Here is a 16,583-nt window from a genome sequence, read left to right as displayed (position 1 = left end):
TGAAATAAGGAATTATCCTATCAAAAGCCCAGATATTAGTCCTACGAGGACTGGGGCTGGGGCTCGGGTTCATGTGATTTGGAGTGTTTGTTATCTATGGAAATGCATTTTATTAGTTCACTTAAAATACTTCTGTCTTTAATTATAAACAATAAAGAAAGGGGCAAAAGAAAATGAGGCACTCTGTATAGAACTTGATGTAAATAAATTTCAACTATTAACCAGAAAGAATCAATGTAAATGTTGGCATAAACTCGTGAAGCAGTTGTTGCCAAACCCCATAAAAGCAAATAAACCAGGGATGGTTTTACTAGCCCTGGAATAAATATCAGTACACTAAATACAATATCTAAGGTGCCCGCTAAATAGAGTATGGAATAAGCACTTTGCTCAGAAACATTTAAAGAAACAATAAGCATATCTACCCATTCTCCAGGGATTGAGTAAAAACCAATGGCATAAAGTCCATGGCAAATAAAGGTTAATGCAATTGCTGCCTTAATAAAGAATACCATCCCTTTTTTGGAAAAACCAGAAAGCAAAAGCAATAGAATCAATGGGGAGCTAAATTGAGAAGTGTATTCAAAAAACTGCCCAACTTCCATAAACCGTTCCTTATAATAGAGAAAAGCAAGGAATATTAAGCTTAATGATCCCAGGATTAAAATATATTTACATAGCCTATAAATTAAAAGGTGTTTTTTGGAGATTACTAAAGCAGCAATAGCACATAAAACATAAAACAATCCAATTGAAAAGACAGTATTTTGAATTAAACTATCAACCTTATCACTTGTAGCATATTCCATCCAGCTTAAACCTGTGATTTTTAAAATAAAAGGCTCTAATAAACTCTGATCCCACAAAAATGATCTAAAGGGAGGGTCCCATCTTAAATGTTCCCAGGCTCTTCCAATAAAAACACCAAAGCAGGTAATTTTTAAAATCACAAGTAGTAAAAATTGGTAGGAGGATGATTGATTACTATTGGCTATGTTAGAATTCATTTTCAATAACAATTTGTGTTTTTATTTTAATAAACAAATAAACTGTTTTTCAAAATTCATATTGCCTGAAACGGTTAATTACAAAGGCATCAGAGAAAAAAATCAAGTAAAAAATAAAATAAAAACTCAATGTGTATCAGAAAATAATTTATTTAAAGAATAATTCATTTTTTCAAACAACTACAATAAAATAATTTGACAATTTTCTAGTTCTAATAATCCACGAAACGCATTATTTACAAGCACTACAGAAGAAATAAGTGAATTTATAATCAAAAAAAAAGATTCAATATACCAGGGAACAGCATTATTTTTTTCAACAAAAATCTTTAGAATTTTCAAAAAAATCAGAAGTCAATTTTTTAATTTAAACTAAATCCGAAATCCAATGAAGAGACCAGTTTTATATTTTTATTTTAAATCAATTGAAATTTTCAAAAAAGTCAAAAATCAATTTTTTATTTAAACTAAATCCGAAACAAATGAAAAATCTACAAAAAAGCAAAAAACTGATTTACTTGTTTACTGCAATACTTACATTTTGTATGTTTTGTCCTGAAAGAATATTAGCAGTTACAAATAAATACAGAATATCCTGGCGTGATAATCCCTCAACCACAATGGTAATTGGCTGGGCACAAGTAAGCGGCAGTTCCCCAACGGTACATTATGGCACCACAGATCAGGGGACAAATTACCAGTTGTATACAAGTTCACAAACTCCCAACCGTACTGTTACAGATAAAGGCTTAAACCACAATTTTGTACGCTTAACCGGATTAATGCCAAATACTTCATATTATTTTGTAATTCGTGACAGTGAAGGAACCAGCAAAAGACTCTGGTTTAAAACAGCACCTGATTCACCTACAGAAAGACTTTCGTTAATTGCAGGTGGTGATTCTAGGAACAATGCTGTTCCCAGAAGGAACGGAAATAAGATGGTTGCAAAATTGCGCCCACATGCTGTGTTGTTTGGTGGCGACATGACTGATCAAAGTACAGATTCAGAATGGAAAGAATGGTTAGATGATTGGCAATTAACTATTGGAGCAGATGGTAGAATGATTCCAATAATCGCTGAAAGAGGAAATCATGATAAAAATCCAGATATGGTAAATATTTTTGATGTTCCAAGTGCAGAAGTTTATTATGCTTTAAGCCTTGGTGGTTCCTTATTAAGGGTATATACATTAAATAGTGAGATATCAGTAGCAGGTAATCAGACTTCATGGTTAAAAAGCGATCTTGAGGCCAATACAAATACCCAATGGAAAATTGCTCAATACCACAGGCCAATGAGACCTCATGTTTCATCTAAAGTGGATAGAAACGATATTGTTGCCAATTGGGAGCCTTTGTTCTATCAGCATGGCGTGAAATTAGTAGTTGAGTCAGATGCACATTGTGTAAAATCAACTTATCCGATAAGGGCCTCAAGCGCTTCAGGAAACGTTCAGGGTTTTGTAAGAGATCAGGAAAAAGGAGTTACTTATATAGGAGAAGGATGTTGGGGAGCACCATTAAGAACAGTGGATAAAGCCAAAAGCTGGACACGTAACAGCGATAAATTCAATCACTTTACCTGGATATTTATTGATCAGGAAAAAATTGAAGTACGATATGTTAAAATTGATAACGCTGATAACGTTGGTACTGTGTCTGACGCGAATATTTTTGCCTCACCTTCAAACATTAATATATGGGCTCCAAGTAATGGTGCAGTAGTAACAGTTTATCCTAACCCTGGAATGACTGTTAAAATTGATGAGGAGGCAAACGAGGTAAATTCTACTTTAATTAAAAGCTATCCAAACCCTGCTGAGGAATTCATTAACATTGAATTAGATGAAAAAATATCAGGAGGTTTGGTCAAAATACTTGATATTACAGGAAAATCCATTCAAACGGATATTTCCTATGTAGATAAAAACAAATTGGTAGTAAAAACTCAGGATTTAATTCCAGGAATATATTTTATTACAATCGAATCAGAGGGAAAGGTTGAAACTCAAAAAATATTAATAAAATAATGAGTTGAATTAAATTGAAAGCTATCTAGTTTTTTCAAAAGTAGAGGTTCAAATTTTAAAAGGAACAATTCGCCTAAAAGCGTTTTGTTCCTTTTTTTTTTGATTAGTAAAAAAAAATACTGCTGTCTGGTAAAAGTTTTTTAGATTCCTCGATGCGCTCGGAATGAACAACATTGGATGGACAAGGTAGTCAAAGAAGGGGTCGGCTTTGCTGACCACTTCTTTGACTACTCCTAAAAAACACAAGCTGTCATTCGAACCAAAGGGAGGAATCTCTTGCAAATAGTACTTCCAACAAACAATGCGCTCAGAAAGAGATTCCTCATTGCGCTTGGCTCCATTTGGAATGACATTAAAAAGGGCAACACTTTTTTCTCCATTTTGGGGGTCAAAGAAAAACCAATTTATGTGGTAGAGTAATATTTTTCTCATAAACAGGAAAAAATTCAACGTCTAATATCAATATTCAAATTAGCATTTGTATGGAATGTACTAAAAGTTGAATTTTATATGCTAATAAACTGTGGTATGTTTTTTACAGATTTTAAAACAGGGATTTAAGTATTAGGAGTGAATTCTATTAATAATATACCTTGAATTAAAAAATTTAACTTTTAAAAAAATTCAATAAGTCATGAAAAAAATACATCTATTAGTGGTAATTCTATTTATTTCTTGTTCAGTTTATGCACAAAAAAAGGATGTTCAGGAATCTGCCGTTCCTAAGTTAATTAAGGATAATTTTTCAACTAAGTATCCTGATGCAAAAAATCGATCCTGGAAAACAAAAAACGGTGATTATGAAGTTGATTTTAATTTTGAAAGCAAAAAACTTGAAGCAAAATATACCACTGATGGCACATGGAAAAAAACATCTATGAACATTAATAAAAAAGAACTACCATCTACAATTCTAGAATCCCATAACAAATCAGAATTTCGTTCCTGGATGATTGATGATATTAAACAAATTGAAACACCCGATTATAAAATCCTTTATTTCATAAGGGTTGTAAAAGCAAGGAATATTACTGAACTTCTATACAACCCTTTGGGAGAGTTAATGAAAGTTACCGATAAAAATTAAACTTTTTAGTGCTTTTTGCTTGATTTTATAAAAGCCAAAAACATGAAATGCTTATTTGGTTTTTATAAAAAAATATAAAAATAGAGGCTAAAGGATTTTGTAATTAATTTTTTGGTTCCTAAAAACAATGTGAAAAAATCAATGCAAAATATAGGATTTGGGAAAGTGAGAAAGAAGAAATGAGTAGGAACAAATTCAAAATTATGAATGCTAAAATAATAAGAATAAAAAAATCAAATAATTCAAAGCTCATGAAAAAAAATTATATTTTTTTACTATTTGGCCTTCTTGTTTTTATAATGATAAATTCTTGCTCAAAAGATCCCGGGCCAGGTGGAAGAGCAAATGTTAAAGGAAAATTGTTTTCCGGGAATTACCATTCTCCAGATGTTGTTCTAACTGCAGAGGATGGTGAGCCTGATGAAAGGATTTATTTGGTATATGGCGAAAAAGAAAATGCATATGATAAGGATGTAAGGACCAGCCATGATGGCTCGTTTCAGTTTCCCTTTTTAAGGCAGGGAAAATATCAAATTTTCGCCTATTCCCTTGATACTGTAAGTGAATCTTCCTCGCCAATGGTTCCGGTAATTAAATCTTTTGAAATCACTGATTCGAAACAACAAATTGAAATTGATTTAACAGTATTTAGAGCAGCAGACAAAGATGGAAGTTCATCCATAAAGGGGAAAGTATTAGTTAAAAAATACAATTTTAATTTTTCTCAAATACTTAGTCAATATAACGGTTCAGACGAAGAGGTGTATTTGAAGTTCGGTAATGAACCATCCTTTAGCAAAAGAATTAGGACCAGTTATGATGGCAATTATGAATTTAAGGGATTAAGAAAAGGAAAATACAAGGTTTTTTCTTACTCAAAAGCCCCTTCAAATTCCTCACCCTCAGGTACCGTTACTGTGGTTATGGATGTGGAAATCACCACCAATAACCAGGTTATTAATTTAGCTGACCTGGTTATTGCAAAAAATTAATGTATCTGACTTTAATTTCTATGTAATCAGTATACGGCTAATTCAATTTTCCTTTCTGATTGTAAAGAGTTAAATCCTACTGTTTAATCCTTGGTTGTTAAACTTTTGTTTAATAGTATCTTATACAATGGTCTAATTAATCAAATGTATTTTTAAACAATAGATTTTTTCAGACTACAATTACAAGATAAGTTTGCTCGTTTACCAACCATGGAATATTTTGTGGATAAAGGATCAATAGTAAGAAAAATATGGGGTAAAGCCGATACTATCTTGTTGATTTTTGCAGGGGCTTCTGCTGAATTTGCCTTAAATAAGGCTGTAGACTGGTTGTATTTTACAGGACGACTTCCCGCTGACCCTTTAGGGAGATTATTTTCCACTGTAAGTTATGCCCGGGTTATTGTGTTTTCTGATTTAAAAACCGCGCATGAATCCATTGACAAAATTTCAGCCATTCATTCAGCAGTGGAATCAAATCGTGGCGCAACAATACCAGAGTGGGCCTATCGTGATGTTCTTTTTATGCTTATTGATTACTCCATTCGTTCTTATGAACTCCTTGAACAAAAACTTACAGTTGATGAAAAACAGGAAGCTTTTGATGTTTTTTACCGGATGGGAATTCGAATGGGATTAAAAGGTCTACCAAAAAATTATTTGCAATTTATACCCATGCGCAAAGAACACTTAATTCAGAACCTGGAAAAAAGTAATTTCACTCTGGATTTATATACACAATATCAAAAACATCTTGGTATAATAAGATATAAATTGTTAATTGAAACCCAAATATTGATAGTTCCTGAAAAAGTAAATCAACTGCTTAATTTTGGTAAGATGTCCCTTCTAAGTCCTGTTATTAGTTTATACAAGCTTTGCCGTATGCTAAATTCAGATTGGATTTTAAAATCTATATTGTTTCCCCCTAAATATAAATTACAAATAAAAGCCTTAGATAAACAACCAGGAATCTAAAGGTAAAAAGACTGTAAGTATTTTTGATTTAAAAAAAATTGATTAACAAACATCGCTAAAATAAAAAAGCCCGGATAAACCGGGCTTTTTTATTTTATACTTCTATTATTGATTTGATTGTTCCTGCTTTTCTGGTTTTGGAAGTAAAACTTTCCTTGAAAGTTTCATTTTGCCAGTTTTCTTATCAATTTCAATTAATTTAACTTGAATAACATCTCCTTCTTTCAGCACACTTTCAACTGTTTCCAATCTGGACCAATCTATTTCGGAAATATGCAGTAAACCATCCTTTCCTGGAAGAATTTCAACAAAGGCACCAAAAGGCATTATTGATTTAACTTTTCCTGTATAAACCTCTCCAACTTCAGGAACTGTTGTAATTGCTTTAACCTTAGCTACTGCAGCTTCAATTCCCTCAACATTTTCAGAAGAAATTTGAACAATGCCAAACTCTCCCTTTTCCTCAATAGAAATAACAGTATTGGTCATTTTTTGCATTTCCTGAATTACTTTTCCACCAGGTCCGATTATAGCACCAATGAATTCTTTTGGAATTGACAATTGAACAATTCTAGGTACAAAAGGTTTAAAGACAGCTCTTGGAACAGATAAGGTTTTCTCCATTTCTTTAAGAATGTGGAGTCTTCCTGCTTTGGCTTGTTGAAGAGCTTCTGCAAGTACTTCATATCGCAAACCGTCTACTTTAATGTCCATTTGACAAGCCGTAATTCCATCTACAGTACCTGTAACTTTAAAATCCATATCACCTAAATGATCTTCATCCCCAAGAATATCCGATAACACAACATATTTACCTGCCTCATCCGTAACCAATCCCATTGCAATTCCTGAAACTGATTTTTTCATTTTAATACCTGCATCAAGCAAAGCAAGAGTTCCAGCACAAACAGTGGCCATAGATGAAGAACCATTGGATTCTAAAATATCAGAAACTATCCTGATAGTATAAGGATTTTCTTCCCCTTTAGGAATCATGTTTTTTAATGCCCTTAAAGCTAAATTACCATGCCCTACTTCTCTGCGGCTTGTTCCTCTATTTGGTCTTGCCTCTCCGGTTGAAAAAGATGGAAAGTTATAATGCAAAATAAATTTTTCTGTTCCTTTGAAAATGGCACCATCAATAATCTGCTCATCAAGTTTGGTTCCCAGAGTTACAGTAGTTAATGACTGGGTTTCACCTCGGGTAAAAATAGAAGAACCATGAACAGAAGGCAAATAATCAACTTCACTCCAGATTGGCCTGATTTGATCCATTTTTCTACCGTCAAGACGAATTTGCTCATCTAACATAGACCTTCTTACTGCTTCTTTTTCAATTTTATAAAAATACTTTTTTATAAACTGGCCTTTTTCTTTGGCTTCTTCTTCTGATAGGGTAGCAATGTATTCATCTTTTACTGCCTCAAATGCAGCTTTTCTTTCAGCCTTAACAGGGTTTCCTTTTTTGGCTACATCATATAATTTCTGATAAACAGCAGCTTTTAAAGTATCTCTAATTTGAAAATCATCAGTTTCATGACTATAAGTCCTTTTAATCAATGATTTTTCAACCTTAGCCCCCAATTCAGTTTGAGCATTGCATTGTATTTTTATTTGTTCATGAGCAAGTTTAATTGCTTCAATCATATCATCTTCAGAAACTTCTTTCATTTCACCCTCTACCATCATGATATCAGATAAAGTTCCTGCAACCATTAAATCAATATCAGAAATTTCTAAATCAGAAATTGTGGGATTTATTACAAACTGGCCGTTAATTCTTCCAATTCTAACTTCTGAAACCGGGCCATTAAAGGGGATATCAGAAACAGCTATTGCTGCTGATGCAGCAAGGCAAACCAAAGCATCAGGTGCAACATTTTTTTCAGCAGAAATCAACATAATTGCCACTTGCGTTTCAGCATGGTAATCATCTGGAAATAATGGCCTAAGAGCACGATCAATAATCCTATCAATTAAAATCTCATAATCAGAAGGTCTTGCTTCTCTTTTGAAAAATCCACCCGGAAATTTACCAACTGCAGAATATTTTTCTTTATAATCAACAGTTAAGGGTAGAAAATCTACTCCTTCTTTTGCTTCTTTACTTGAAACCACTGTTGCCAGCACCATTGTATCTCCACATTTAACAACTACAGCACCATCAGCCAATTTAGCTAATCTACCTGTCTCTATTGTTATAATACTGCCATTACCTAATGTAATTGTTTGTGTAATTCCTGTGTTTGTTGTGTTTGTCATTTTTCTCTCTTTTTGTTTATATCCTCTTTTTTTATTCTTCTTTTATAAGTATAATAATGCAAAAAAGGCAATTTTTCAATTGCCTTTTTTGCATTATTATTTATTTATTTTGTGAAACATTAACTTATTTTCTCAGGTTAAGCTCTTTCAAAATAGCTCTGTATCTTTCAATCTGATTGTTTTTAAGGTAATTCAAAAGTGCTTTTCTTTTTCCTACAAGTAGTACAAGGGATCTTTCAGTATTAAAATCTTTCTTGTTTTCTTTAAGATGATTTGTAAGATGATTGATTCTGTGTGTAAAAAGAGCAATTTGTCCTTCAGAAGTTCCGGTATCTTTAGCAGATTTTCCGTGTTTTTTAAAAATATCCTGTTTAATTTCTGTTGTTAAATACATATAGTTTCTGCTTTTTTCAATAATTAAGGGTGCAAAGATATTAAAACTTTTGATAAAACGTAATTAATTTTCAAACATTTTAATAAGAGTTGAAATTTTATTTTTTAATTCCTTTCGATGAACTATAAGATCAAGAAAACCATGTTCAAGAACGAATTCAGAGGTTTGAAAATCTTTTGGAAGATCCTTTCCAATTGTTTCTTTTACAACCCTTGGACCTGCAAAACCTATTAATGCACCAGGCTCAGCTATATTAACATCCCCTAACATAGCAAAGGATGCTGTAATTCCACCAGTTGTTGGATCTGTAAGCAATGAGATATAAGGTATTTGCGCATCAGCAAGTAAAGTTAATTTGGCTGAAGTTTTTGCCATTTGCATAAGAGAGAAGGCAGCCTCCATCATTCTAGCCCCACCCGATTTGGAAATAATAATTAATGCAGTATTGTTTTTAATGCAGTAATCAATTGCCCGTGAAATTTTTTCGCCCATTACCGAACCCATTGATCCACCAATAAAACCAAAATCCATACAGGCAATCATTGCATTGTATCCGTTTATTTTTCCATGACCTGTTCGAATAGCGTCTTTTAGACCAGTTTTTTTTATTGTACTGTCAATTCTATCGGTATATTTTTTGGTATCCTCAAATTTAAGTGGATCGGCAGAAACCAGGTCTGCATTAATTTCTGTGAATACGTTGTTATCAAAGAGAATATTAAAATAATCTTTTGAAGAAATTCTTTCGTGGTATGAACAATTAAAACAAACGAAAAGATTCTCAGCATGTTCCTTTGTAGGAGAAATTTGTTTGCATTCCGGACATTTATACCACAATCCTTCCGGAGTTTCTTTCTTTTCGGTTGTAGTAATTCCTTCTTTTATTCTTTTAAACCATCCCATTTTTTATTCGGTTTTTATTCTAGTTAATTAAGCCAAATCAATTTGTTTATCCAAATAAACGTCCTGCACTGCATTTAAAAGCTCTATTCCATCCTTTATAGGCTTCTGAAATGCTTTACGCCCTGATATTAATCCTTGACCACCCGCTCTTTTATTTATCACTGCAGTTGTTACTGCCTCAGAAAGATCTGAACTTCCTTTTGATTCTCCACCGGAATTTATTAAACCAATTTTTCCCATGTAACAGTTTGCAACCTGGTAACGGCAAAGATCTATAGGATGGTCAGTTGTAAGTTCATCGTATATTTTTTTATGTGTTTTCCCGAAATTAATAGCATTGTATCCACCATTATTTACCGGTAATTTTTGTTTAATTATATCTGCTTGAATGGTAACACCTAAATGATTAGCCTGAGCAGTGATATCAGTAGCGCCATGATAATCAACGCCATCTTTTTTAAATCCGTTGTTTCTTAGGTAACACCATAATATGGTAGCCATTCCCAATTCATGGGCTCTTTCAAAGGCTTGAGCCACTTCAACTATTTGACGGGAAGATTCCTCAGATCCAAAATAAATTGTTGCTCCCACGGCAGCTGCTCCCAGATTCCAAGCCTCATCCACACTTCCAAACATTATTTGGTCATATTTATTGGGGTAGGAAAGCAATTCATTGTGATTTATTTTTACAATAAAAGGGATTTTGTGCGCATATTTTCTTGAATTATTTGCCAATACACCAAAGGTTGAAGCAACTGCATTACAACCTCCCTCTATAGCCAGTTTAATAATGTTTTCCGGATCGAAATATATTGGATTTGGAGCAAATGCAGATCCTGCAGAATGCTCAATACCCTGATCAACAGGCAAAATGCTAACATATCCTGTTCCCGCTAGTCTTCCATGATTGTATATTGCCTGGAGATTACGTAAAACCTGTGGGCTCCTGTTAGTATCTCTAAAGGCTCTGTCAATAAAATCGGCTCCGGGAGTTGCTATTAAATCTTTTGAAATTGTTCTACACGAATGGTTCAGCAGACTATCTGCATCAGTTCCCAATAATTCTACTATTCTATTTTTATCCATCTGCTTAAAATTTTAGAAGTGCAAAGCTAAAAAATAAATAATATTTAAAGTAGCAATAATTACAATGATTTTTTGCTATGTTTTAATAAGGCAAAAAAGGGAAATTAAAAAGGGTATCCTATTCCAAAGTTTAAATTTGTAAAATATCGCCTACCCTGGTTAAAGGATAAATTATCCTGCTTCCATTGTTTATCAAGAATATGGGTAATTACCCATTTATCCTGTCCAATAATCATTGGATCTCTTACCTTAATCCCAAGATCAAGACGAAAAACAAAAAACGAAAAATCAAGCCTTAATCCCATCCCTGTACCAATTGCAATTTGATCCAAAAATCTATTGAATTCAAAATTTCCTCCTGGCCTGTCTGGATCTTCATTAAATAACCAGATATTGCCAGCATCAACAAAAAATGCCCCTTCAAAAAATTTATATATATCAAACCTGTATTCTAAATTGGCTTCTAGGCTAATATCACCAATTCTCAATGTATTAAAACTACTTGTATCATTATAAGATCCTGGACCCAAAGAACGCGCAGCCCATGCTCTAATGCTGTTTGAACCGCCACCGAAATAACTTTTTTCCAGAGGAAGTACATTTAAATTACTCAAAGGCTTACCAATTCCAATTGCGGTTCGAGCAACATAATTACTTTTAGGGTTCAAAATCTTATAAAATCTAAAATCAGCATCAAGTTTAACATATTGAGAAAAAGGAGTGCCGGGAATAATTTCATAACTTCCGAATTCATTTGTATCAGCCTGTGCTAATTTATAACCTAAACGTAAAAGGTTACCAGCCCCCTCTACCGATCCCCTGAAATACATAAATTTCCCTCTTTGCTTTTGAATCTGATTGTTATAAATAAAGGTATATCTTGAACCAATGGTTGCATGGGGAGTAAAACTCCTTTCAATAAATGGATTATTTAGGGTTTCAAAAAAATCGGCAAGAGTTGGTTTTGGATTTATATTTACAATATTAATATCAGCAGGAAAAACAAAATGTGTTTTTGTTGGTGATTCTTTCCAATTGTAACCAAATGAAAAGTTAATTATTCTTCTTGTCAAATCCGGCCTGTCCTGGTAGTTATAGGAAGAGGTAATTGTAGTTTTGGGTGTAAAATATTTGGAAAACCTTTCTGGCCTTATTGGCAGAAGAAATTTAGGGATGTTCAATGTTATTTCCGGACCAAATTCCTTTGTATTAAAGAACACCAAATTTGGATCAATATCATCCAATACTCCCTCCATTTGAGCACTGGTCTGCTGACTCTCCAGGCCTCCCCTTAACCTTATTTCAATATTTTCAGCTCCTTTAAATGGGTTATTATTTGTATAAACAATATTTCCCGCTATACCCAAATTAACCCCCCTGTTTGTGCCTTCAGTTTCAAAATTAAAAGATTGTTTTACCACTGGAGAAAGCATAATGTGGCAGTTTATTAATTTATTATCCGGATCATTATCTTCGTCTTTAAATTGAATATTTATGAATTTGAATGATTTCAAATCCGCCATTTTTTTGTAGGTTTCTTCTAAATTTTTGAGCTGATAATACTCTCCTGGTTTAATAAATATTCTTTGTGTAATTATATTTGGCTTGTATTTAAGTTCATTTTTATACACAAACCGAAAATCATTAACCAGCAGAGTGTCCGGGAGTTCTTTATCTGGATTTCGAGGATTAAATGCAGTGTAAACATAAATATCATTGATATAATACTGCTTATGCTTTGCTTCAACAATGGAATCATTTTCCGGCAATTTAACTTCCCTGTTTTTTATTTCCAGATCAATATGTACCATTTTATTGCCAAGACTTGTATCTATTTTAAAATGAATAAACTCCTTTACAAAATAAAAATAACCGAGATTTTGAAGTACCTTAACAATTCTTTCTCTTTCCTTAATAATTGTTTCCTCATCATAATTCTCCCCTAATTTAAACAAAGAAGCTTTTTTTGCATCCTCCACCACATACTGAGCTAGTTTAGGATCAGGTATGGTGTAGGTGATTTTTTCGAGTTTGTAAGGTATTCCCGTTAAAATACTATATATAACATGTGCTTTCTTATTTTTAAAAACAGTAGAATCGGAAACAGTATTATTAAAATATCCTTTTTTAACTAAGGACAAATGAAGTTGTTTATTGGAAGTGAGCGTTTGATTGCTATCGAGTAAAACAGGAGCTTCACCAATATTCATAAGCCATTCTCTGACTGTTTGAAATTCCATACTTTTTAGGGATTTCCCCTTAGCATCCCTTTTTTTATTTTTTTCTTTTCGTTTTTCAATTTTTTTATCTTTTTCCCTTTTAGCCTTTATAGGATCTACGAAGTTAAACATGGTTAGATGAAATCGAAAAACGCCTAAAATTTTCCTATTGGGTTTCTGCTTTATTACCTGTCTTAAGCTTTCGCGTTCAACTCCTTGCTTATCAACTTTAATTGTATTGGAAACAAGCAGGTATTGATTCTCCGGCACTCTGCGTGTGGGATTACAGGCACTGAAAGTAATTATTAGGGATAAAAGGAAAAAAAATAGCTTTTGAGATTTCAATTTAATATTCAAGCAGGTTTAAATTTTCTGTTCAATTCCTTTTATTATTTTTGGCAAATCTACAAATTTCAAGCTATATAGTTGATGCTGTCAAAAAATCAAATCAAACTAATTAACTCTCTGAAAATAAAAAAATTCAGGGATGAATCTAATTTGTTTCTTACAGAAGGAACTAAAATTGTTTCTGAAATTTTAAATTCACCCTTAACAATTCATTCAATCTACGCGAAAAAAACGTGGCTTGATCAGAATAATTATCTTTTAGCTCAAAGAAATGATTTAGTGGATTCTACTTTTGAAATATCTGACAAGGAATTGGAAAGAATAAGTTCGCTTTCAACTGCAAATGAAGTTTTGATGGTGGTTGCAAAGCCCTCACCAATATTCCAGTTAGAAACATTAACAGGAAAACTCACTTTAATGTTGGATGAAGTTAAAGACCCGGGCAATTTAGGGACAATTATAAGGATAGCGGATTGGTTTGGAATTGAAAACATTATTTGCTCAAAAAATTCTGTAGATGTTTTTAATCCAAAAGTTATTCAAGCTACAATGGGTTCTGTTTCCCGTATTAATATTTTTTATCAGGATCTGGAATTTGTATTGGAAGGAAATATTTCAAAGCATTTAAGTTTGCCAGTATATGGGGCTTTATTAAATGGTGAAAATATTTATAAGGTTAAATTAATGAAATGGGGAATAATACTTTTGGGAAATGAATCAAAAGGAATTTCAAACCAACTCCTTCCATTTATTACTCACAAAATAAAAATACCTTCCTATGGAAATGCTGAGTCTTTAAACGTTTCAACAGCTGCAGCTGTAATTTGCTCAGAGTTTGTGAGAAATACAAATAGTTAAAAACCATACAAATCATTGAATTGCTTCTGCGCATTTTATCCCGTCAATGGCAGCAGAAACGATTCCACCTGCATACCCTGCCCCTTCACCACAAGGATATAATCCTTTTATTTGAGGATGTTCCAATGTTAGCTTATCACGAGGAATGCGTATGGGAGAGGATGTCCGCGATTCAACCCCAACAATAACAGCTTCATTAGTATAATAACCTTTCATTTTAGCGCCAAATGCTTTAAACCCTTCTTGTAACCTATATCTTATGGGTTCAGGAAGCAGCTGATGAAGTGGTGCAGAAATAATTCCGGGTTGATAGGAACAACTTGGTAAATCCTTAGATAATTTGTTTTTTACAAAATCCTCAAGCCTTTGTGCAGGAGCTGTTTGGGTTTTTCCTCCTGCAGTAAATGCCATTTTCTCATATTCTTGTTGGTATTGAAGTCCTGCAAAGACCCCGGCATATGAAAAAGCCCTTAAATCATCTGGTTCAACAGAAACAACAATTCCTGAATTAGCATAAGGGTTATTCCGTTTAGAGGGAGACCATCCATTTGTTACAACTTCCTCATCACTAGTAGCACAGGGAGCAATAATTCCTCCAGGACACATGCAAAATGAATAAACTCCCCTGTCTTTTACTTGTTGAACTAAATTATAGGAAGCAGGAGGTAGAAACTCACTTCTTGTATTGCAATGATACTGGATAGAATCAATAATATGTTGAGGATGCTCGATTCTAACTCCCATTGCAAATGGCTTGGCTTCAATCAGGATTTCTTTTGCATAAAGAAGCCTGAAAATATCACGTGCTGAATGCCCAGTTGCTAAAATACATCCTTTTGCCCTGAATTCATTCTGGTTATTGTCAGTTACTCCTTCAAAATTTCCCTTATTAATGATAAAATCAGTAACCCTGGTATTGAAATGTACTTCACCACCTGCATTAATTATGGATTCTCTAATTGAAACAATTATTGAAGGTAACTTGTTAGTTCCAATGTGAGGGTGAGAATCAATCAATATATCAGCATTTGCACCATGAAATACAAGGGTATTTAAAATATCCTGTACATCTCCTCTTTTTGTTGAACGTGTATATAATTTTCCGTCAGAATAAGTACCTGCACCACCTTCACCAAAACAATAATTAGAATCTGGATTTACAATATGTTGTTTATTTAAAGCTGCCAAATCCCGTCTTCGCTCCCTTACATTCTTTCCTCTTTCTAATATTACCGGCTTAAAACCTCTTTCAATTAATTTTAATGCAGCGAATAAACCGGCAGGACCAGCGCCAATAATAATTACAGGTGTTTTTTTTCTTACATCCTCATATTTTATTCCAGGTATTGTTTCCTGTGGTTCAGGTTCTTTTACAAAAGCCAATACTCTTAGCTGAATTTTTACATTTCTGGAACGTGCATCAATTGATCTTTTTAAAATTTTTACAAAAGAAACGTCCACAACTTCTACCTGAAGCATTTCTGCCACAACTCCTATTAAATATTTAGTATCAGTAGAATTTTCCGGGGATACAACTAAATTAAGTTCTTTTTGCATTATTTTAAACTATTGGCGCGCAAGTTACAAATTGAAAGCTGAATGCCATTATTTAAAGTAAAGTACTTGCAATACCTCATTAAAAAAACAGAAAATTTTAATAATTATTGAACTGTTGATTAAAAATCATCCTTCAAAATGGAAAGAAATTAAGACAATCCGTGAAGTGAGTTTTTTGATCGGATCCGAATATATACCACCATCCCTGATAATTAAATTGGGTAAACCAAAGGATAATTTAATTTCAGGTGAGAATTTAAAATATTCGAGAAAAAAATCAAAACCAACTCCAACTTCAAAGGAATAATCTTGTCTTGATAATTTAACGATTTCTTCACCAAATACTCCCGTAACATCTTTTTGAGAGGCAAGATCTATACTATATTTAGCCCCTCCAACTACATAAGCTGCAAAATTATTAAGCCTGGCTGAACGGTATTTAATGGAAAGTGGGAAATCCAAAAAGGTTGATTCAACGGGTTTGATAACACGGTTATAGGAACCATTGTTTTGGCTTGCAAAAGTATATTCAAGATTACGTTGAGCAAAGGATAAGGCAGGAATAAAACGAAGGTTAAGAACTGGTGTTAAATGGTAATCGGCAATGATTCCTAAGTTAAAACCTGTCTTCGCTTGGGATTCAATTACTCTAAGACTATCGTAATTCTGATAATCAGGCATTCGATCAACAACGAAATCGGATGAATTTATTCCGATTGAAAAACCGAAATGCATCTTTTTCCGATCGAACTTTGGAAGGTTTTCAATCTTTTTCTTTTGGGCATAGGTATTTTGGCTACCTATTAAAAGGCTAAATATTAAAAATAAAATAGTTTCCGGTTTCAATATTTTTATTTTT

At 33.1% G+C, this 16,583-nt stretch carries 14 protein-coding genes; 5 read left to right on the top strand and 9 right to left on the bottom strand.

Annotated features, from left to right (window positions below; genetic code table 11):
- Positions 1–41 precede the first annotated feature (41 nt).
- Positions 42–1,007: a hypothetical protein gene (locus H0V01_09715; protein ID MBA2583648.1), complete on the bottom strand. Its 966-nt coding sequence runs from the start codon at positions 1,005–1,007 to the stop codon at positions 42–44.
- A gap of 482 nt (positions 1,008–1,489) precedes the next feature.
- Here H0V01_09715 and H0V01_09710 point away from each other — a divergent pair, with 482 nt between their 5' ends.
- Positions 1,490–3,040, top strand: coding sequence for a T9SS type A sorting domain-containing protein (locus tag H0V01_09710; protein MBA2583647.1), 1,551 nt, complete (start codon positions 1,490–1,492; stop codon positions 3,038–3,040).
- 48 nt (positions 3,041–3,088) lie between these two features.
- Here H0V01_09710 and H0V01_09705 read toward each other — a convergent pair whose 3' ends face one another.
- Positions 3,089–3,472: a hypothetical protein gene (locus H0V01_09705; protein ID MBA2583646.1), complete on the bottom strand. Its 384-nt coding sequence runs from the start codon at positions 3,470–3,472 to the stop codon at positions 3,089–3,091.
- A gap of 202 nt (positions 3,473–3,674) precedes the next feature.
- On the opposite strand from H0V01_09705, the gene H0V01_09700 reads away from it, so the two are divergent.
- The 3 genes from H0V01_09700 to H0V01_09690 all read left to right on the top strand — a co-directional run bounded on the left by H0V01_09700 (position 3,675) and on the right by H0V01_09690 (position 6,097).
- The gene (locus H0V01_09700; protein ID MBA2583645.1) at positions 3,675–4,127 is read left to right on the top strand and encodes a PepSY-like domain-containing protein; all 453 of its coding nucleotides are present in this window, start codon (positions 3,675–3,677) and stop codon (positions 4,125–4,127) included.
- A gap of 251 nt (positions 4,128–4,378) precedes the next feature.
- Entirely contained in the window at positions 4,379–5,119 is a 741-nt protein-coding gene (locus H0V01_09695) for a hypothetical protein (GenBank protein ID MBA2583644.1), read from the top strand.
- A gap of 210 nt (positions 5,120–5,329) precedes the next feature.
- Positions 5,330–6,097 (top strand): DUF2236 domain-containing protein, encoded by a 768-nt coding sequence (locus H0V01_09690; GenBank protein MBA2583643.1) that lies wholly within the window; start codon positions 5,330–5,332, stop codon positions 6,095–6,097.
- Between the two features lie 105 nt (positions 6,098–6,202).
- Here the strand turns inward: H0V01_09690 and H0V01_09685 are convergent, their stop codons facing one another.
- From H0V01_09685 to H0V01_09665, 5 genes are all read right to left on the bottom strand, one after another.
- Positions 6,203–8,359, bottom strand: coding sequence for a polyribonucleotide nucleotidyltransferase (locus H0V01_09685; GenBank protein MBA2583642.1), 2,157 nt, complete (start codon positions 8,357–8,359; stop codon positions 6,203–6,205).
- Positions 8,360–8,483: 124 nt separating this feature from the next.
- Positions 8,484–8,753, bottom strand: coding sequence for a 30S ribosomal protein S15 (gene rpsO, locus H0V01_09680; protein ID MBA2583641.1), 270 nt, complete (start codon positions 8,751–8,753; stop codon positions 8,484–8,486).
- 63 nt (positions 8,754–8,816) lie between these two features.
- The gene (locus tag H0V01_09675) at positions 8,817–9,656 is read right to left on the bottom strand and encodes an acetyl-CoA carboxylase carboxyltransferase subunit beta (protein ID MBA2583640.1); all 840 of its coding nucleotides are present in this window, start codon (positions 9,654–9,656) and stop codon (positions 8,817–8,819) included.
- A 27-nt stretch (positions 9,657–9,683) separates the two neighbouring features.
- Complete coding sequence (locus H0V01_09670) at positions 9,684–10,742, bottom strand: class I fructose-bisphosphate aldolase (GenBank protein ID MBA2583639.1); 1,059 nt, start codon at positions 10,740–10,742, stop codon at positions 9,684–9,686.
- A gap of 104 nt (positions 10,743–10,846) precedes the next feature.
- Positions 10,847–13,318 carry a BamA/TamA family outer membrane protein gene (locus H0V01_09665; GenBank protein MBA2583638.1) on the bottom strand — a complete coding sequence of 824 codons (2,472 nt, stop codon included), beginning with the start codon at positions 13,316–13,318 and terminating at the stop codon, positions 10,847–10,849.
- A gap of 72 nt (positions 13,319–13,390) precedes the next feature.
- Between H0V01_09665 and H0V01_09660 the strand changes: the two genes are divergently transcribed.
- Complete coding sequence (locus H0V01_09660) at positions 13,391–14,167, top strand: RNA methyltransferase (GenBank protein ID MBA2583637.1); 777 nt, start codon at positions 13,391–13,393, stop codon at positions 14,165–14,167.
- 12 nt (positions 14,168–14,179) lie between these two features.
- Here the strand turns inward: H0V01_09660 and H0V01_09655 are convergent, their stop codons facing one another.
- Positions 14,180–15,724: an FAD-binding protein gene (locus tag H0V01_09655; GenBank protein ID MBA2583636.1), complete on the bottom strand. Its 1,545-nt coding sequence runs from the start codon at positions 15,722–15,724 to the stop codon at positions 14,180–14,182.
- Between the two features lie 126 nt (positions 15,725–15,850).
- Positions 15,851–16,570 (bottom strand): PorT family protein, encoded by a 720-nt coding sequence (locus tag H0V01_09650; protein ID MBA2583635.1) that lies wholly within the window; start codon positions 16,568–16,570, stop codon positions 15,851–15,853.
- Positions 16,571–16,583 lie beyond the last annotated feature (13 nt).

The organism is Bacteroidota bacterium, from assembly GCA_013696965.1.
In the GTDB taxonomy this organism is placed as follows: Bacteria; Bacteroidota; Bacteroidia; order JACCXN01; family JACCXN01; genus JACCXN01.
Note: the sequence above shows the minus strand (reverse complement) of the source record. Positions and strands in the feature narration are given on the sequence as shown.